Genomic DNA, 18,721 nt, shown 5'->3' on the forward strand with positions numbered 1-18,721 from the left:
CGGCGGACCTATTTCGATGCGTGGCCCCACAGTTTTACAGGAGCGAGGAAGAATCCATGAGCAGCGAAACTGCCGCCGAAGCCGCAGCACCAACCACCACCGGTGTTGCCGCCAATGGCACCCAGCCGGTGGGAGCTGCCCGCCGACGCGGGCCTTTCCGTGAAGGCGAACGGGTCCAGCTGACCGACGAGCGCGGCCGCATGAACACGATCTCTCTTGAAAGCGGCGGCGCCTTCCACACGCACCGCGGCTTCCTGAACCACGACGAGATCATCGGAAAAGCAGATGGCTCAGTCGTCGTGAACAACGTCGGCCAGCAGTACCAGACGCTGCGCCCGCTCCTCTCGGACTTTGTCCTTTCCATGCCGCGTGGCGCCGCCGTGGTCTACCCGAAGGACGCCGGCCAGATCGTCACCATGGCCGATATCTTCCCCGGCGCCAGGGTTGTTGAAGCCGGCGTTGGCTCCGGAGCGCTGTCCATCTCGCTGCTCCGGGCCGTTGGCGACAACGGCTACCTCCACTCCTTCGAGCGCCGTGAGGAATTTGCGGACATCGCCCGTGGGAATGTGGAAACCATCTTTGGCGGCCCGCACCCGGCGTGGAGGATCTCCCTGGGCGACTTCCAGGAGGAAGTAGTCCGCAGCGAGGCACCCGGATCCGTGGACCGTGTCGTGCTGGACATGCTGGCTCCCTGGGAGTGCCTTGATGCCGTCGCCACTGTCCTCGCACCCGGCGGCGTCTGGATCAACTACGTTGCCACGGTCACCCAGCTCTCCCGGACCGCGGAGGCCATCAGGGCTGATGGCCGCTTCACCGAACCCGACGCCTGGGAGTCCATGGTCCGCGGGTGGCACCTTGAGGGCCTGGCTGTCCGTCCGGACCACCGCATGGTGGCCCACACCGGCTTCCTGCTGGTCACCCGCCGGCTTGCCGACGGCGTCACCGGCATCTCCGTCAAGCGCCGTCCCTCCAAGACTGGCTTCAACGAAGAAGATGTCAACGCCTGGACACCCGGTGCCGTCGGCGAACGCCTCGTCTCGGACAAGAAGCTGCGCCGGGCCGCGCGCGATGCCATTGCCGGAACCAACGTCAAGGACGAACCGGAGATCACGAACTAGTCCACATTTCGGGAGTCTCCAGCAGTACCTGCCAACTTGGGGCTAAGGTCTTAAGAAGAAGAGCAGGAAGGGGCTGATGCACCATGGAGACGCCGAATCAGGACTCCGGACGTACACCGGCGGAGCAGTCGGCCGCCAACGAGCTGACGGCTGCGGAGCGGCAGGCCAATGTCCTCCGCGACAAGCTCAGGCACATTGACCGCCAGCTTGCGGCCGCCACGCAGAACAACGCGAAGCTGGTCAGCATGCTGGAAGCGGCCAAGGCCGAGATTCTGCGGCTGAAAAATGCCCTGGACCAGGAGGGCCAGCCCCCGTACAGCTTCGGCACCGTCCTGCAGCTCAATCCCAGGCGGCTGCCGGCAGCGGGCAATAGCGGCCAAGCTGCCACCGAGGAATCGGTGGACATTTTCAACGCCGGCCGGAAGATGCGGGTGGGCATCAGCCCCCTGGTCAACATCAGCCAACTGGCGGTCGGCCAGGAGGTCCTCCTCAACGAGGCATTGCTGGTTGTTGCCGGCCTCGGCTATGAACGCGCCGGTGAACTCGCCACCCTTAAGGAAATGCTCGGAACGGACCGCGCACTGGTGGTGGGGCGGGCGGACGAGGAACGTGTCATCAGGCTCTCCGGAGCCCTGCTCACCGAAAAGCTCAGGGTGGGGGACGCACTGTCCATCGACTCGCGCACCGGTTACGCCCTCGAAAAAGTGCCCCGCTCCGAAGTGGAGAACCTGGTCCTCGAAGAAGTCCCCGACATCACCTACGAGGACATCGGCGGCCTCGGTCCGCAGATCGAGCAGATCCGGGACGCAGTGGAACTGCCGTTCCTGCACCCGGACCTCTACCGCGAGCATGGGCTGAAAGCCCCGAAGGGCATCCTGCTGTACGGTCCGCCAGGGTGCGGCAAGACCCTGATTGCGAAGGCTGTTGCCAACTCCCTCGCCGCCCGTGCCGCGGAACGGTCCGGCAATGTGGACCTGAAGAGCTATTTCCTCAACATCAAGGGTCCGGAGCTTCTGGACAAGTACGTGGGCGAGACAGAGCGCCACATCCGCCTGATTTTCTCCCGGGCCCGCGAGAAGGCCTCGGACGGCAGCCCCGTAGTGGTCTTCTTTGACGAAATGGATTCGCTGTTCCGTACACGTGGAACCGGGATCTCCTCCGACGTCGAGACCACCATCGTCCCGCAGCTGCTGAGTGAGATCGACGGCGTGGAGCGGCTGGACAACGTCATTGTGATCGGTGCATCCAACCGCGAGGACATGATCGACCCCGCCATCCTCCGCCCCGGTCGCCTGGACGTGAAAGTCAAAATCCAGCGCCCCGACGCAGAGGCCGCGGCCGATATCTTCAACAAATACATCACGACGGACCTGCCGTTCCACGAGTCCGACCTCGCCGAACACGACGGCGACGTCCAGGCGACAGTGGACGCCATGGTCCAGCGGACGGTTGAAGCCATGTACTCCACGGAGAAGTCCAACGAGTACCTGGAAGTCACCTACGCCAACGGCGATACGGAAATGCTCTACTTCAAGGACTTCAATTCGGGCGCCGTAGTCCAGAACGTTGTGGACCGGGCCAAGAAGTACGCCATCAAGGATCTCCTGACACTGCACCAGAAGGGTCTTCGGATCGAGCACCTGCTGCGTGCCGTGGTGGATGAATTCCGCGAGCACGAGGACATGCCCAACACCACCAACCCGGACGACTGGGCGCGGATCTCAGGCAAGAAGGGCGAACGGATCACCTACATCCGCACCATCGTGCAGGGTAAGGCAGGCCAGGAGCCCGGCAAGTCCATCGAAACGATGCCGAACACGGGACAGTACCTGTGACGGCAGCCCCGGAACGCGCCGGCGGGGGAGGGCTCCCGGCCGGCGGGGCCATGCGCGTCATGGGGGCGGAAACGGAATACGGCATCCACGCCCCGTCCGCGCCCGGAGCAAACGCCACAATGATGTCCGCCCGGGTTGTCCAGGCTTATGCCCAGGTGACGCGGCAAAGGGCGGCCGGAGGAGCAGAAACCCGTTGGGATTACACAGACGAGGAGCCCCTCCACGACGCCCGTGGCTGGACCCTGGAAAGGGCCTCGGCCCACCCCAGCCAGCTGACAGACCAGCCGCCGGTACTCGACGCCGAAGCGGTGGCGCTTGCTTACGGCCGCGAGGAATTGGAACTGGACGGCGAGGACGAGTCCGGCAGCCTCCTGATGAACATGGTCCTGGGCAACGGAGCCCGCTTGTACGTTGATCATGCCCACCCGGAGTACTCCAGTGCCGAGGTGACCAACCCCCGCGATGCGGTGATCTGGGATGCAGCCGGGGACCTCGTCGCGCTGGCGGCCGTCCGCCGCCTCGCCGCGGATCCCGAGCTCCCTCCGGTCAACCTGTACAAAAACAATACGGACAACAAATCCGTCTCCTACGGCTCCCACGAGAACTACCTCATGCCACGCTCGGTACCCTTCGGGGACATCGTGCGGGGGCTGACGCCGTTCTTCGTCACGCGGCAGATCATCTGCGGCGCCGGGCGGGTAGGCCTGGGGCAGGACAGCTCCACGCCCGGGTACCAGATCAGCCAGCGCGCAGACTTCTTCGAGGCGGAGGTGGGCCTGGAAACCACCATCCGGCGTCCCATCATCAACACCCGGGATGAGCCGCACGCCACCGCCGACAAATACCGGCGCCTGCATGTGATCATCGGGGACGCCAACCTGAGCCAATCCTCGAACTACCTCAAGTTCGGCACCACTGCCATGGTCCTGAGCCTGATCGAGGCCGGGCTGGCGCCCAAAGTGGAGGTCCACGAACCCGTCGCAGCCCTCCAGACAGTCAGCCACGATACGTCGCTGACAGCCAAACTCAGGCTGCTGGACGGGCGCCGCGTGACGGCCCTGGACCTGCAATGGATCTACCACGAGGCGGCGGCCAAGCTGGCGCAGGACACCGGCGTTGCCGATGCCGTGGACGGGGACGGCCATACACATCAGGTGCTGGAGCGCTGGGCTGCCACGCTGACCCAGCTCGATTCCGACAGGAACGCGGCGGCCACCTCCGTGGAGTGGTTGGCCAAGCTCTCCCTCCTTGAGGGTTACCGGAACCGCGACGACCTTGCCTGGGGTGACGCTAGGCTCGGCCTCGTGGACCTCCAGTGGGCAGACATCAGGCCGGAGAAGGGACTGTACTACCGGTTCCTGGCACGGAACCGCATGCAGCGGATCGTCGACGACGGAGCCATCGCCGCAGCGATGACCGAACCGCCGTCGGACACTCGTGCCTTCTTCCGCGGACGTTGCATCAGCAGCTTCGGCAAAGACGTGGTGGGGGCCAGCTGGGACTCGGTCATCTTCGACGTTCCGGGCTACGGCCGGCTTCAGCGCGTGCCAACCCGGGAACCCCTGCGCGGCACCAAAGCCCTCACGGGAGGGCTCTTTGCCCGCCACCGGACGGCCGGTCCGTTCCTCGCCGAACTTTTGGGGCATAACACCGCTCCGCCTGCGGCGTAAACCGCGCCGTCGGGCGGACAGCGTGGCAATATGGGCGTATCAGCAGATCCGCCCGGATCCGAGGATTGTAGAGGAGAGATCACCATGGCAGGCCAGGAGCAGCAGAAGCCACAATCACACGACAGCCAGGTTGAGGACGAGATCCCGGAGGCGCCTCCGGCAGCCCCGGAAGCCCAGGCATCGGCCGCCACGCAGGGCGTCGACGACCTCCTGGATGAAATCGACGGAGTCCTGGAATCCAACGCCGAGGAGTTCGTCCGCGCCTTCGTCCAAAAGGGCGGCCAGTAACCCGGATCCGGATGGGTGGCGGAAGCCGCGTCCGGCCGGAATCTGTACCGCCGTTGAAGGACCACGTACAAGGAGTGCATCAGTGCAGGAAACAACCGCCAACCAGGTAGCCGGCAACGCGACATCCTCATTCACCGAGCATCTGCAGCGCGACCGGCCGGACCTGCTTCCGTACAACCGTGCCATGCCTGCTGCAGCGGCGGCCACAGCTCCGCTGCAGGTACCCCATGCCACCACGATCGTGGCAATGAGCTATGGCGGCGGCGTCCTGATGGCCGGGGACAGGCGGGCCACCATGGGCAACGTCATTGCCAGCCGGCACATCGAAAAGGTGTTCCCGGCCGACAGGTATTCAGTGCTGGGGATCGCCGGCACTGCCGGCATCGCGATTGACCTGACGCGGCTCTTCCAGGTGGAGCTGGAGCACTACGAAAAGATCGAGGGCACCCTGCTGAGCCTCGACGGCAAAGCCAATCGGCTGGGGGCCATGATCCGCGGGAACCTGCCGATGGCCCTGCAGGGACTCGCCGTCGTGCCGCTGTTCGCCGGCTTCGACACAACTGCCGGCGTGGGCCGGCTCTTCTCCTACGACGTCACCGGCGGCAGGTACGAGGAACGCGAGCACCACACGGTCGGCTCCGGTTCCGTTTTTGCCCGCGGCGCGCTGAAGAAGCTCTGGCGGCCCAACCTGGCCGAAGCCGAGGCAGTCTCCGTGGCGGTCGAGTCCCTTTACGACGCGGCCGACGACGACTCCGCCACAGGTGGTCCAGATCCCGTCCGTCAATTGTGGCCGGTGGTGTACACCGTGAACAGGGATGGCGCGCGGCGGATCCCCGAATCCGAGCTCGCCGCTGTGGCGGGCAGGATTATCGAAGCCAGGTCCGCCGAACGGCGGGAGGCCTAAGATGACGCAGCAGTTCTATGTCTCGCCTGAACAACTGATGAAGGACCGTGCGGACTTCGCACGGAAAGGCATCGCCCGCGGCAGGTCCGTGGTGGTCATCAGCTGCCAGGACGGTATTGCTTTAGTCGCTGAGAACCCCTCACCCTCACTGCATAAGATCGGCGAGATCTACGACAAAATCGCGTTTGCTGCCGTCGGCAAGTACAACGAATTCGAAAGCCTGCGCCAGGCCGGAGTGCGGTACGCCGATGTCCGTGGTTACTCCTACGACCGCGAGGACGTCACCGCACGCGGGCTCGCGAGTGTCTACGCGCAGAGCCTCGGTGCCGTCTTCACCGCAGAACAGAAACCCTTCGAAGTGGAACTGGCCGTCGCCGAGGTTGGCCCCACGCCGGAACAGGACCACCTCTACCGGCTCACCTTCGACGGGTCCATCGCCGACGAGCACGGATTCATCGTGATGGGCGGCCAGGCGGAGCGTGTCTCGGCGGTAATCGCCGAGGGCTGGCGACCGTCGCTGCGTTTCGCAGGTGCTGTCCGCCTGGCTACCCGCGGCCTGTCCAGCGGCCCAGACCCGGCCGCTGAACAGGGCGAAGCGGGAGGAACTCTTCCCGCCAAGGCCGTGGAGGTTGCCGTGCTGGACAGGCAGTCGGAGACCTCCCGGGGTTTCCGCAGAGCCTTCCGGCGGCTCAACGATTCTGATATCACGGCGCTGCTTGCTGAGGAGGACTGAGATGGACAAGAGAATCTTCGGTATCGAGACCGAGTTCGGAATCTCGTATTCGAGCCCCGATTCTAGGCCGTTGGCCCCGGAAGAAGTGGCCCGGTACCTGTTCCGCAAGGTGGTCAGCTGGGGTCGGTCATCCAACGTGTTCCTGACCAACGGCTCCCGGTTGTACCTCGACGTCGGCTCACACCCTGAGTACGCCACGGCCGAATGTGATGACCTGGCCCAGCTCATTGCGCACGACCGCGCGGGTGAGCTGATTCTGGACGACCTCGTTGACGAGGCACAGGCAAGGCTGGCCGCGGAAGGATTCAACGGCACGGTCTACCTGTTCAAGAACAACACGGATTCGGCCGGTAACTCCTACGGCAGCCATGAAAACTACCTCATCCCGCGCCGCGGCGAATTCTCCCGGCTCGCGGAGATCCTGATCCCGTTCCTGGTGACCCGCCAGCTGATCGCCGGCGCAGGGAAAATCCTGAAGACTCCGCACGGGGCGACGTACGCGTTTTCCCAGCGGGCAGACCACATCTGGGAGGGTGTCTCCTCGGCAACCACGCGGTCACGGCCCATCATCAACACCCGCGATGAACCGCACGCCGACGCCGAATTCTTCCGCCGGCTCCATGTCATTGTGGGCGACTCCAACATGTCCGAAACCACGGCCCTGCTCAAGGTCGGCACCGTGGACCTCATCCTGCGCATGATTGAGGCGGGAGTGATCATGCGCGACATGAGGATGGAAAACCCCATCCGCAGCATCCGCGAGATTTCCCACGACCTCAGTGGAAGGGCGCTGGTCCGTCTGGCCAACGGTCGCCAGCTCACGGCCCTGGAGATCCAGCAGGAGTACCTCACCAAGGTCACGGCCTTTGTTCAGGAGCAAGGGGCCCACAATCCCCACGTACCGTTCATCCTTGATCTTTGGCAACGGACCCTGAACGCCATCGAGAGCGGTGACACCAGCGCGATCGACACGGAAATCGACTGGGCCATCAAGAAAAAACTGATGGACAACTACCGGCAGCGGCACGGCCTGGGCCTGGACGCGCCCAGGATTGCCCAGCTGGATCTTACGTACCATGACATTTCGCGGAGCCGCGGGCTGTACTACATCCTGCAGTCCCGCGGTGCGGTTCGGCGGGTTGTGGACGATACCGTGATCAAAGACGCTGTGGACGTGCCGCCGCAATCCACGCGGGCCAAGCTAAGGGGCGATTTCGTCCGGCGCGCCCAGGAACTGGGCAGGGATTACACGGTTGATTGGGTGCACCTGAAGCTGAACGACCGCGCGCACCAGACCATCCTGTGCAAGGATCCCTTCCGAAGCGTCGATGAGAGGGTGGATGCCCTGCTGGGCTCTATGGGCTGACGTTCAGGTTCACGGGCTATCCTTGATGGGGCCGTTCCTTGGCCTTGCAGCGGTGCCGGGCGCCTGATTCCGGTTCCGCGTCCACCCTGCCCCGACGAAAGTTCTCTTACGTGCGCCGACTCCTAGCAATCCTGATCCCCGGCCTGCTGCTGCTTACCGCTTGTGGCGGTTCGCCCGCAGCACCGGAACCCACCAGCCAGTCTGCCGGTGACACTGCCAAGTTCGACTCCCTGAAACTGACGGACCACGGGGACAAGAAGGCTCCCGGTGTCGAGTTCTCCAAGCCCCTCGAAGTCACCGAACCCACCATCAAGGTGGTCGCCGAAGGTGACGGTGACCGGGTCAAAGATAACCAGATCGCAAACATCTCCATCCTCGCGCTCAGCGGTGCGGACGGTTCCACGCTGGAGGACACCTTCCCCGGCGAGCCCGAACCACTGCAGCTGAACGAGGAACTGAAGACCGGAAGCCCGGTTATCTACAGTGCGTTTGTTGGCTCCAAAGTTGGCTCGAGCCTTGCCCTGGCCATCCCGGGCCAGGCCGCAACCGCTGAAGGCGCCCCCGCCCAGCCAACGCAGCTTCTCCTGATCAAGGTGCTCTCCACCAAGGACGCACCGCAGACCGTCGCTCCGCTCGCAAAGCCCGAAGGCGAGACTGTCACCCCGCCGGCCGGCCTGCCGACCGTGAAGGACAACGACCAGGGCGTGCCGGAGATCTCCGTTGACGGAATCGCCGCGCCCACAGAACTCGTGTCCCAGGACCTGATCAAGGGCACCGGCGCGGAGGTTAAGGAAACCGACACGTTGACCGTCAACTATGTTGGCGTGAACCTCGTGGGCGGCACTAAATTTGATTCAAGCTTTGACCGCGGCGAGCCGGCGAGCTTCCCGTTGACCGGCGTCATTCCGGGCTGGACCCAGGGACTGGCGGGAAAGACGGTGGGCTCCCGGGTCCTCCTGGTGGTCCCCAAGGACCTCGCGTACGGTGATGCCGGCCAGGGCGAAGCCAAGGGTGACCTTGTCTTCGTTGTGGACATCCTCGGCGTCAAGTAAACAGCAACACATCACCCACCCAAATAATCAAAGGAGCAACCATGTCATTTGGTCAGCGCGATTTCGACCGCCAGAAGCCGGAAATTGACTTCCCGCAAGGCGATGTCCCCACCGAACTGGTTATCACCGACCTCATCGAGGGTGACGGTGCCGAGGCCAAAAAGGGCGACACGGTCTCCACCCACTACGTCGGTGTGGCCTGGTCCACCGGCGAAGAGTTCGACGCTTCCTGGGGCCGCGGCGCCCCGCTGGACTTCCGTGTGGGCGTGGGCCAGGTCATCCAGGGCTGGGACCAGGGCTTGCTGGGCATGAAGGTGGGCGGCCGCCGTCGCCTGGAGATTCCTTCCGAACTGGCGTACGGCTCCCGCGGGGCCGGCGGAGCCATTGGCCCCAACGAAGCGCTGATCTTCGTGGTGGACCTCGTGGGCGTCCGCTGACCGAAGCATCGTAACGCCGGAAGGCGCGGTAACAATCAGGGTTTTGTTTTCCTGTTGGTTGCCGCGCTTTCTGCTTTCCGCGGAGGAGTTTAGTAACGTAGCCAGCGTGTCCGTCTCCCGTACTGAACGCCTGCTGAACCTCCTGATAGCCCTGCTGAACACCAAATACGGCCTGCGCCGGGCAGAGTTGCGGGCGAAGGTCTACCATGACACGTCCGGCAACGACGTGGCCTTCGGCAGGATGTTTGAGCGGGACAAGAATGACCTCCGGCAGTTCGGCTTCGATGTGGAAACCGTCACGGACCTCGGCTGGAGCGAAGATGATCCGGCCACCACCCGCTACCGCATCGGCAAGGAATCGAACCGCCTGCCTGATGTCCAGCTCAGCCCGGGGGAGTGGACCGTCCTCCTCCTGGCGTCCCAGTTGTGGGAGCGTGCCGCCTTGGGAACCGCCGCTGCCAGCGCCCTCCGCAAGCTCCAGGCCTCCGGCACCGTGTCCGACGTCGAACTTCCGGTTGGTGTTCAGCCGCGGATCCGGCCGGCGGGCCAGGCCTTTGATGATGTGGTGGCTGCCATGCACGCCCAGCATCCCGTCAGCTTTCCCTACCTGGCAGGCACCACCGGCAAGGAAGAGCAACGGACGGTGGAGCCGTGGGGCCTCGGCAGCCGCTTCGGCCAGTGGTATCTGACCGGCTACGACCGCTCGCGCAAGGCACCGCGCCACTTCCGGCTCTCCCGGTTCACGGGCCCCGTCACGGTGCTGGAGAAGGAAACCTACCCGGCGCCGCCAAACTTCAATGTCCGCGCAGAACTGGACCGGCTTCCGGAGCTCCCGCTCCGGACCGCCGTCGTGGACGTCCGGGAGGGCCGCCTCCTTGGCCTGCGCCGGCGCGCCACGCCGGTTCCCGAGGGAAGTGCCGGAACGCCCGACGCCGGCTACGAACGGCTGCAGGTCAACTTCAGGGACGCTGAGGTGCTGGCCGAGGAGCTCGCATCCTATGGCCCGGACGCTGTGGCACATGCTCCCGACGAGCTGGTGGCAGCCGTGCGGCACCGGCTGCGCAACGCTGCCGCCTTCTGCGCCGCTCCCAGCCCTGCCTATCTGTTTGCGGACGCACCGCAGGGCCGCACCGTCCGGAAACGCACGTCTGAGGACCAGCTCAAGCGCATGCTGCAGCTGGTGCCGTTCCTGGTCCACAACCAGGGCCTGCATATCCAGGACGTCGCAGCCCGCTTCGGAGTCACGCCCGCGGAGCTGGAAAGCGACCTGCGGATCCTCATCTGCTCCGGCCTTCCCGAGGGATACCCTGACGACCTCCTGGACATCCACTGGGAGGAAGGCCACGTTTACATCACCCAGGACCTGGATCTCAAGAGGCCGGTCCGGTTTACGGTGGACGAGGCCTGCGCGCTGCTGACCGGGCTCGAGACGCTCAACGGGCTTCCCGAACTTGCCGAAGGAGGTGCCCTGGAGTCGGTGACCCTCAAACTGATGGCAGCGGCCGGCGAAGAAGGGCTGCGGGCCGGTTCGCTTGCCGGTCCGGAGGTGGGCCCGTCGGATTCGGCCGTCCTTGACGTTGTCCGTGGTGCAATCCAGGAGCGATCGCAGCTACGGCTCGTGTACTTCTCCGCCCAGCGCGACCAGGTCTCCGTACGGGACGTGGATCCGCTCCGCCTGTATTCCCTGGACAACACCTGGTACTTCGAGGCCTACTGCCATTCGGCCCAGGGGCTGCGGAACTTCAGGCTGGACCGGGTGCAGGAGGTCCACCCGAACGGAAATCCCGCCTCCACGCAGGTCCGGGCCGGGGAAAGCTTTCCGGCCAAGCTCTTCACCCCCAATGATGACGACACCACGGTCCTCGTTCAGCTCACCAGGCAGGGCGCCGGCTTGGCGGACGATTATTACGCCGAACGTGTGGCACCCCTTCCCGACGGCGGCCTTGTAGCCGAGATCCGGTTCGGCAGCACGGCCTGGCTGCCCATGTTCGTGGCCCAGCACGGCGGGGCCGCCCGGATCGTTGAACCGTCCGAGCTGGGGGCGGCAGCGCTGGACTGGATCGAGGCGGCCCTGGCCGGGTACGGCGGCTAGACTCGTCAGCATGCCTTGGTGGTCCTGGATCCTGATCTGGATTGCGCTTATTGCGCTCTCCCTGCTCTTTTATGTCCTCCTGGGCATCCGGCTGTACCGCCAGTTCATGGCGGTAATGAAGGACCTGGGCGCCGCCGGAGCTAAAGTGGCATACCGGGCGCCGGCAGCGGCCACCGTCGACGACGGCTCCCAGCCGCCAGGGTCAACTCCGCCCGGTGCGGCTGTTTTTGCCTCACCGGCCCAGATGCGTCATGATTACGACGCATCCAAGTCATCCCGCCGGGAGGGCCGCCGCCAGAGGCGCGTCCAGCGTAAGCACGATCGGGGCCAGCCCCAGTCACTTCGCGATCTCAATCTCAGTTAGACGTAGGATGTTGTTAGAGGAAAGGATTTCCCGTGGGAAGACTCTTTGATGGCCCGTGGCCAATTGTCATTATCATCGTCGTTGCGCTGCTGCTTTTCGCCGCGCCCAAACTCCCTGCCATGGCCCGCAGCCTTGGCCAGTCCATGCGGATCATCAAGTCCGAGGTCAAGGAAATGAAGAACGACGGCAAAACCGACTCCACCGACACGGCTTCCGGCCCGGTGGAAGGCAAGATCGTTAACCACCCGCCGGCGAAGCCCGGTGAGCCGACCGACGGCACTGACGTTCCGCCGTCGACCCGCGCCTAACCCGAAGTGGCACTGACGCGGGGCCGTAAGTCCAACCCTGAGGGGCGGATGGCTCTTTGGGACCACCTCAAAGAGCTCAAGAACCGGCTGATCAAATCGGCGATTGCTGTGCTGGTTGCCGGCGTGGGCGGCTGGTTCCTTTACGATCCAGTCGTGGCCAGCCTGTCGGACCCGCTGATTTCCATTGCCCGGGATACGGGGCGCACCGCGGTCCTGAACTTTGCGACCATCGCCGATCCTTTTGCCTTCAAGATCCAGATTGCCATCCAGATAGGGCTGGTTATCTCCAGCCCTGTCTGGATCTATCAGGTGTGGGCTTTTATCACCCCGGGCCTGACCAAGAAGGAACGCGGCTACACGCTCGGCTTCATGGCGGCCGCTGTGCCCCTGTTCCTGGCCGGCGTGTTTGTAGCCTGGCTCGTGTTCCCCACCGTGGTCAGGGCGCTGCTACAGTTCACACCCGCCACCGGCGCCAACAACATCTCGGCCACCGACTACCTGACGTTTGCCACGCAGATGTTGCTCATCCTCGGGATCTCTTTCCTGGTCCCCGTGATCCTGGTCGGCATCAACATGGCCGGTGTGATCAGGGGCCGGACCATCCTCAAAGCCTGGCGGATTATCGTCTTCCTGGTCTTTGTCCTGGCGGCACTGGCCGCACCAGGCACGGACGCGCTGTCCATGTTCCTGCTTGCTGCGCCGCTGCTGATTCTGTTCTTCGCGGCGATCGGGCTGTGTATCTTCAACGACAAGCGCCGTGACAAGCGCGTGGCGAAACAGGCTGCTGAGACGGACGCGACAGCCGACATCGCGACGCCCGGCAACGAACTGAAGAACCTGTAGCGCGCGGCGCACTAGGCTTGAGGCATGTCCTCTATTTCCGGGCCACTCTCGCCCTCTGAAAGCTACCGGGCCAGCGCGGAACGCACGGCCGAAGCGGGCACCTACCTCGGCGGGTTTGTCCGCACCCTTGATTTTGAACTTGACGAATTCCAGCGCCTCGCCTGCCGGTCCCTCCAGGACGGCAAGGGAGTGCTGGTGGCTGCCCCCACTGGTGCCGGTAAAACCATCGTGGGCGAATTTGCCATCTATCTCGCTTTGCAACGAAACCTCAAGGCCTTCTACACCACCCCGATCAAGGCTCTGAGCAACCAAAAATTCACGGAACTCTCCGAAAAGTACGGGGCGGAAAACGTCGGTCTGCTTACCGGCGACACCAGCATCAATGGGGACGCCCCCGTGGTGGTCATGACCACGGAAGTCCTCCGGAACATGCTCTACGCGGACTCGGACACTCTGGATGACCTCGGCTTTGTGGTCATGGACGAAGTCCACTACCTCGCGGACCGCTTCCGTGGTGCCGTCTGGGAGGAAGTCATCATCCACCTCCCCAGCGAAGTCCAGGTAGCTTCCCTCAGCGCGACGGTTTCCAACGCAGAAGAATTCGGCGCCTGGCTGGATACCGTGCGCGGCGACACCGACATCATTGTCTCCGAGCACCGCCCGGTTCCCCTGTGGCAGCACGTTATGGTGGGCCGGGACATCGTGGACCTGTTCGCCGGAGAAACCACCTTCGACGAAATCGCGCCGCCCGCGGATGCGGTGACCGGAGCTCCACTACCGGTCCAGGAGCGGCTCACCGCGGCCACCAAAGACGCGGACGGGCCGGGGTTCGAGGTCAATCCGGACCTGCTCAAAATGGCCCGCAGCGAAGGCCAGCAAAGTTTCGCCGGACGCTTCGGTCACGGCGGACGGAGCCAGCGCCGGCAGCACCGGCAACGGACAGAGGACCGCCCCCGGCAGGGGGCCCAGCCCGGCGCCGTCCGGAAGGCCAGCCGTCCCCAAGTGATTGCCAGCCTGGACCGGCAGGACCTGCTGCCCGCCATCACGTTTATCTTCTCGCGGGCAGGCTGCGATGCCGCCGTTGCCCAATGTGTCTCGTCCGGACTCTGGCTGACCACGGAGAAGGAGCAGCAGATCATTGCGCAGCGCGTTGACGAGGCCGGGCAGGACATCCCGTCAGAGGATCTGGACGTCTTGGGATTCTGGACGTGGCGGGACGGACTCCTCCGTGGCTTCGCGGCCCATCATGCCGGCATGCTGCCTACGTTCAAGGAAGTAGTGGAGAAGCTCTTCGTTGAGGGCCTGGTCAAGGCTGTGTTCGCCACCGAAACGCTGGCCCTGGGCGTCAACATGCCGGCCCGCTCCGTGGTCCTGGAGAAGCTCGAGAAGTTCAATGGCGAAGCCCACGTGGACATCACCGCGGGGGAGTACACGCAGCTGACCGGCCGCGCGGGCCGCCGCGGCATCGACGTCGAAGGCCATGCCGTTGTCCTGTGGCAGCCGGGCACGGACCCTGCGGCCGTTGCCGGCCTCGCCTCGCGGCGTACGTATCCGCTGAACTCAAGCTTCCGGCCGACGTACAACATGAGCATCAACCTGTTGGCGCAGTTTGGCCGCGCCCGTGCGCGGGAAATCCTTGAATCCTCCTTCGCGCAGTTCCAGGCCGACCGGTCCGTTGTCGGACTTGCCAAGCAGGTGCGCAGCCGCGAAGAGTCCCTCGCGGGATACGCAAAATCCATGACCTGCCACCTCGGAGACTTCACCGAGTATGCCCGGTTGCGCCGTGAGCTGTCCGACGCCGAGAATGCCACCTCCCGCAGCAAGTCCCGTGCTCATAAGTCGCTGAATGAAGACTCCCTGGCACGGCTGATGCCCGGCGACGTGGTAGACGTCCCGGGCGGGCGGGCGCCCGGACCGGCGATTGTGCTCAGCTCGGACCACAGCGGCAGGGAGCCGCGGCCTGCCATCCTGACGCTCGACAACCAGCTCAGGCGAATCGGCACCGAGGACCTTGAGGGCCCCATCGCGCCCCTGACACGGATCCGCATTCCGAAGTCGTTCAACGCAAAGGTCCCGAAATCCCGGCGTGACCTCGCATCGTCGGCCAGGAATGCACTGCGCGAGAACCGCCCGCCTGCCCCCGGCCGCAGCACCGATTTTGGCATGGGGTCCGTTTTGCCCCATCAGGAGAAACGCATCACGGAGCTTCGCCGGGCGCTCCGGGCCCACCCCTGCCACGGCTGCAGCGAGCGTGAAGACCACGCGCGCTGGTCTGAGCGCTGGTGGAAGCTGCGCCGGGAGACGGATGCCCTGGTCCGGCAGATCCAGGGCCGGACCAACACCATTGCCAAGACCTTCGATCGCGTCTGCGATGTCCTTTCCGCCTACGGCTACCTGGAAGCGGGAGCTGACGGGCGCCTGGCCATCAGCCCGGACGGCCAGCAGCTCCGCCGGATCTACGGCGAGAAGGACCTGCTGATTTCGCAAGCACTACGGCTGGGCGCGCTCAACGACCTGGACGCCGTCGAAGTAGCAGCCCTGGCCAGCGTCCTGGTCTACCAGGCCAAACGCGAGGACAGGGGCCTCCGCCCCCGGATGCCCAGCGTCTCGCTTGAATCGTCCGTGGATGTGGTGGTCCGGGAATGGTCGGCCCTGGAGGACGTGGAAGAGGCGAACAAACTTCCGCTGACTGCCGAACCGGAACTCGGTCTTGTCTGGCCGATGTACAAATGGGCCAAGGGACGCCACCTCCAGGAAGTGCTCAACGGCACGGACCTGGCGGCGGGCGACTTCGTCCGTTGGGTCAAACAGGTCATCGACCTCCTGGACCAGCTCGCCAAGATTCCCGGCCTGGATCCGCGCGTCTCCAGGCTTTGCGCAGAAGCAATATCACTCATCCGCCGCGGCGTCGTGGCCTACTCTTCCGTACTTTGATGTCCCGGCTTTGATGCACCGGCAGCCTGCCTTCTTCCCCCTAGCCCCAGGAGCTTCGCCCGCATGACCACTGAACGTTCCACCACGCCCGCGTCGCACGAGCGGAAAGTGGTCCTGTACCGCAACGGCTCGGTCTACACAGCAGCAGACCCCTTTGCCACCGCCATGCTCGTTGACGGCGACACGGTTGCCTGGGTCGGCTCCGAGCAGGCGGCATCCTCCATCGCCGACAGCTCCATGGAGATCATCGACCTCCATGGAGCCCTCGTAGCGCCGGGGTTTGTTGACTCCCACGTCCACCTCACGGAAACCGGCATCGCACTGGGTTCCCTCCAGCTGGGCGGGATCCGTTCCGCCCGGCAATTACTCGATGCCGTGGCCGCAGCTAAAGGCGACGGCCCCCTGCTGGGTCATGGCTGGGATGAATCCACGTGGGAGGACCCGTCCCTGCCGGCGCCCGAGGAGCTTGAGCAGGCCGCCGGCGGCAGGCCCGTGTTCCTCGCCAGGGTGGATGCGCATTCGGCGTTGGTCTCTTCCTCCTTGGCTGCCGCCGCCGGGCTTGGCGGGCTGGACGGCTACAGCGCGGGTGCACAAGTGAAGCGGGCCGCCCATACAGCGGCCCGCCAGGAAGCACGGCGGCTCCCGGAGGCCAGCCTCCTGGCCTACCAGCGGCGCGCCCTGACCGAAGCGGCCGAAAACGGGTATGTGGCACTGGCGGAGATGGCCGCGCCGCATATCGGCGGAGTTTCCGACCTTCGCCTTGCCGCCGCGTGGAACACGGCGGCCGGAGAGGCCATGCCGGAAATCCTGCCGTACTGGGGCGAACTGGCCACCTCCGAGGAGCAGGCCCGGGCGCTGCTGGACGAACTGGGCGTATCCGTGCGCGGCCTGGCCGGCGACCTGAACATTGACGGTTCCCTCGGCTCCAGGACAGCGGCACTGAGGGCCGGCTACAGCGACGCGGCGGGGGAGCGGGGCAGCCTCTACCTCTCGGCAGAGCAGGCCGGCGCCCATCTGGCGGCCTGCTCGCTGCTGGGCATCCAGGGCGGCTTCCACGTCATCGGCGACGCGGGACTTGATGCCGCGCTGGAGGCACTGGAACTCGCGGCCGCCGAAGTGGGCGAGCAACGGATCCGTGCCGCCGGCCACCGCTTCGAACATGTGGAAGTCGCAGACCCCAAATCAGTGCAACAGCTGGCCCGCTACTCCGTCACCGTCAGCGCCCAGCCACGCTTCGACGCTGACTGGGGGGACGAAGGCGGCATGTATGAGCAGCGCCTGGGGAGCCGGAGCCGCTCCATGAACCCGTTTGCCTCGTTCTATGCTGCCGGTGTTCCCATCTGCTTCGGCAGCGACAGCCCGGTGACACCACTGCGCCCGTGGTCCAGCGTGCGTGCCTGCCTGGAACACCACAACCACGCTGAACGGATCTCGGCCCGCGCAGCGTTCATCGGCCACACCCGCGCGGGGTGGCGGGCAGCAAAGTACCACAACCCGATGGCCGGGCAACTGGTTCCCGGCGCACCGGCCAGTTTCGCTGTTTGGGATGTTGAGGAGCTCATGGTCCAGGTGGCGGACGGCCGCGTCCAGTCCTGGAGCACGGATCCGCGTGCCCGCACGCCCCTTCTCCCGGCACTTGATACCGGCGTGGACCCGGTGTGCCTGCAGACCGTGAAGGACGGCGTGGAGCTGCATTCGAGTCCGGCACTGCGCTCATGACCGGACACGCCGGCCAACACCCCCGTAAAGCGCCCTATAATAGGTAGTTGCGCCTGACCGCCAGCTACTCCGCTACGGTTCAGCCGCTCCGACCGCTCCCGTCCAGGAAGGCCCTTTGTGCGCGTCCTCACCATCATTCCTACTTATAACGAGCTGGAATCGCTGCCCAAGACTCTTCAACGCCTCCGCGCAGCCGTACCGGCCTCGGACGTACTGGTGGTGGACGACAACAGCCCGGACGGCACCGGTCAGCTTGCGGACGGCTTTGCCGCCGAGGATGCACAGGTTCACGTCCTGCACCGCAAAGGCAAGGCTGGCCTGGGAGCCGCCTACATTGCCGGGTTCAAATGGGGACTCGAGGCAGGCTACGACGTCCTGGTGGAAATGGATGCGGACGGCTCACACCAGCCCGAACAGCTTCCCCAGCTGCTGGAAGCCGTTGAACAGGGCGCGGACCTTGCCATGGGATCCCGCTGGGTTCCCGGTGGCAGCGTGGTCAACTGGCCGCTGTACCGGCAGGCGATTTCACGCACTGGCAGCACGTACGCCCGGCTGATGCTGGGCCTGAAGATCAAGGACGTCACCGGCGGCTACCGCGCCTTCCGGCGGACCACGCTGGAAAAACTGAACCTCGACCTTGTCGATTCAGTGGGCTACGGCTTCCAGGTTGACTTGGCGTGGCGTGTAGCCAAGCTGGGGCTCAGGATCGAGGAACGCCCCATTACGTTCGTGGAGCGCGAGCTCGGAGCGTCAAAGATGAGCGGCAACATTGTTGTTGAGGCCATGGTCAACGTCACCAGGTGGGGCCTGCAGGCACGCTGGAACAAGCTCACAGGCAAGAAGGATCCGGCACAGGGCTGACCTGCAACGCCGTTAGGACAAAAGATAAGGGCCGGGCCGGCAACGTGATCGGCGGGTTCTAGCGGTCGTTGCAACACCCAGAATTTTTGGGAGTTGCAACGACCGTGTCGTCTTTAACGAAAGAAGCTGCCAGCAGGAGGAAATACACGCCGGAGCAGAAGGTTCAGTTCTTTTCGGTGTTGGACCGGTGTGGGAGT

Annotated in this window: 16 protein-coding genes; all 16 read left to right on the forward strand. The window is 64.8% G+C overall.

What is annotated here, in order from left to right; all coding sequences use genetic code 11:
* Positions 1–56: 56 nt before the first annotated feature.
* The 16 genes from CXR02_RS08075 to CXR02_RS08150 all read left to right on the forward strand — a co-directional run bounded on the left by CXR02_RS08075 (position 57) and on the right by CXR02_RS08150 (position 18,524).
* Positions 57–1,118: a tRNA (adenine-N1)-methyltransferase gene (locus CXR02_RS08075; RefSeq protein ID WP_104061484.1), complete on the forward strand. Its 1,062-nt coding sequence runs from the start codon at positions 57–59 to the stop codon at positions 1,116–1,118.
* An 83-nt stretch (positions 1,119–1,201) separates the two neighbouring features.
* Positions 1,202–2,953 carry a proteasome ATPase gene (gene arc, locus CXR02_RS08080; protein ID WP_104061485.1) on the forward strand — a complete coding sequence of 584 codons (1,752 nt, stop codon included), beginning with the start codon at positions 1,202–1,204 and terminating at the stop codon, positions 2,951–2,953.
* 50 nt (positions 2,954–3,003) lie between these two features.
* The gene (gene dop / locus CXR02_RS08085) at positions 3,004–4,623 is read left to right on the forward strand and encodes a depupylase/deamidase Dop (RefSeq protein WP_104061520.1); all 1,620 of its coding nucleotides are present in this window, start codon (positions 3,004–3,006) and stop codon (positions 4,621–4,623) included.
* 84 nt (positions 4,624–4,707) lie between these two features.
* Entirely contained in the window at positions 4,708–4,911 is a 204-nt protein-coding gene (locus tag CXR02_RS08090; protein ID WP_056339984.1) for a ubiquitin-like protein Pup, read from the forward strand.
* Positions 4,912–4,993: 82 nt separating this feature from the next.
* Positions 4,994–5,815 carry a proteasome subunit beta gene (gene prcB / locus CXR02_RS08095; protein ID WP_104061486.1) on the forward strand — a complete coding sequence of 274 codons (822 nt, stop codon included), beginning with the start codon at positions 4,994–4,996 and terminating at the stop codon, positions 5,813–5,815.
* A gap of 1 nt (position 5,816) precedes the next feature.
* Positions 5,817–6,548, forward strand: a complete 732-nt coding sequence (gene prcA / locus CXR02_RS08100; RefSeq protein WP_104061487.1) for a proteasome subunit alpha — start codon at positions 5,817–5,819, stop codon at positions 6,546–6,548.
* A 1-nt stretch (position 6,549) separates the two neighbouring features.
* The gene (pafA, locus tag CXR02_RS08105; protein ID WP_104061488.1) at positions 6,550–7,914 is read left to right on the forward strand and encodes a Pup--protein ligase; all 1,365 of its coding nucleotides are present in this window, start codon (positions 6,550–6,552) and stop codon (positions 7,912–7,914) included.
* A 110-nt stretch (positions 7,915–8,024) separates the two neighbouring features.
* A complete protein-coding gene (locus CXR02_RS08110) occupies positions 8,025–8,966 on the forward strand; it encodes an FKBP-type peptidyl-prolyl cis-trans isomerase (RefSeq protein ID WP_104061489.1) in 942 nt (313 codons plus the stop codon).
* 41 nt (positions 8,967–9,007) lie between these two features.
* The gene (locus CXR02_RS08115) at positions 9,008–9,403 is read left to right on the forward strand and encodes an FKBP-type peptidyl-prolyl cis-trans isomerase (RefSeq protein ID WP_056340002.1); all 396 of its coding nucleotides are present in this window, start codon (positions 9,008–9,010) and stop codon (positions 9,401–9,403) included.
* 106 nt (positions 9,404–9,509) lie between these two features.
* The gene (locus CXR02_RS08120) at positions 9,510–11,495 is read left to right on the forward strand and encodes a YafY family protein (RefSeq protein WP_104061490.1); all 1,986 of its coding nucleotides are present in this window, start codon (positions 9,510–9,512) and stop codon (positions 11,493–11,495) included.
* Positions 11,496–11,505: 10 nt separating this feature from the next.
* A complete protein-coding gene (locus tag CXR02_RS08125) occupies positions 11,506–11,859 on the forward strand; it encodes a hypothetical protein (RefSeq protein ID WP_104061491.1) in 354 nt (117 codons plus the stop codon).
* Positions 11,860–11,891: 32 nt separating this feature from the next.
* The gene (gene tatA, locus CXR02_RS08130; RefSeq protein WP_056340008.1) at positions 11,892–12,167 is read left to right on the forward strand and encodes a Sec-independent protein translocase subunit TatA; all 276 of its coding nucleotides are present in this window, start codon (positions 11,892–11,894) and stop codon (positions 12,165–12,167) included.
* 48 nt (positions 12,168–12,215) lie between these two features.
* Positions 12,216–13,010: a twin-arginine translocase subunit TatC gene (gene tatC, locus CXR02_RS08135; RefSeq protein ID WP_104061492.1), complete on the forward strand. Its 795-nt coding sequence runs from the start codon at positions 12,216–12,218 to the stop codon at positions 13,008–13,010.
* A 24-nt stretch (positions 13,011–13,034) separates the two neighbouring features.
* Positions 13,035–15,944: an RNA helicase gene (locus tag CXR02_RS08140; RefSeq protein WP_104061493.1), complete on the forward strand. Its 2,910-nt coding sequence runs from the start codon at positions 13,035–13,037 to the stop codon at positions 15,942–15,944.
* A gap of 63 nt (positions 15,945–16,007) precedes the next feature.
* Positions 16,008–17,663 carry an amidohydrolase gene (locus CXR02_RS08145; RefSeq protein ID WP_104061494.1) on the forward strand — a complete coding sequence of 552 codons (1,656 nt, stop codon included), beginning with the start codon at positions 16,008–16,010 and terminating at the stop codon, positions 17,661–17,663.
* A 117-nt stretch (positions 17,664–17,780) separates the two neighbouring features.
* Positions 17,781–18,524, forward strand: a complete 744-nt coding sequence (locus CXR02_RS08150) for a polyprenol monophosphomannose synthase (protein ID WP_104061495.1) — start codon at positions 17,781–17,783, stop codon at positions 18,522–18,524.
* Positions 18,525–18,721: the final 197 nt, after the last annotated feature.

It is taken from the genome of Arthrobacter sp. 4R501, from assembly GCF_002929755.1.
Taxonomy (GTDB): Bacteria; Actinomycetota; Actinomycetes; order Actinomycetales; family Micrococcaceae; genus Arthrobacter.

Coding starts and splice junctions, on each gene's coding strand:
- CXR02_RS08075 (WP_104061484.1), top strand. CDS start 57: ATGAGCAGCGAAACTGCCGCCGAAGCCGCAGCACCAACCACCACCGGT.
- arc (WP_104061485.1), top strand. CDS start 1,202: ATGGAGACGCCGAATCAGGACTCCGGACGTACACCGGCGGAGCAGTCG.
- dop (WP_104061520.1), top strand. CDS start 3,004: ATGCGCGTCATGGGGGCGGAAACGGAATACGGCATCCACGCCCCGTCC.
- CXR02_RS08090 (WP_056339984.1), top strand. CDS start 4,708: ATGGCAGGCCAGGAGCAGCAGAAGCCACAATCACACGACAGCCAGGTT.
- prcA (WP_104061487.1), top strand. CDS start 5,817: ATGACGCAGCAGTTCTATGTCTCGCCTGAACAACTGATGAAGGACCGT.
- pafA (WP_104061488.1), top strand. CDS start 6,550: ATGGACAAGAGAATCTTCGGTATCGAGACCGAGTTCGGAATCTCGTAT.
- CXR02_RS08115 (WP_056340002.1), top strand. CDS start 9,008: ATGTCATTTGGTCAGCGCGATTTCGACCGCCAGAAGCCGGAAATTGAC.
- CXR02_RS08125 (WP_104061491.1), top strand. CDS start 11,506: ATGCCTTGGTGGTCCTGGATCCTGATCTGGATTGCGCTTATTGCGCTC.
- tatC (WP_104061492.1), top strand. CDS start 12,216: ATGGCTCTTTGGGACCACCTCAAAGAGCTCAAGAACCGGCTGATCAAA.
- CXR02_RS08140 (WP_104061493.1), top strand. CDS start 13,035: ATGTCCTCTATTTCCGGGCCACTCTCGCCCTCTGAAAGCTACCGGGCC.
- CXR02_RS08145 (WP_104061494.1), top strand. CDS start 16,008: ATGACCACTGAACGTTCCACCACGCCCGCGTCGCACGAGCGGAAAGTG.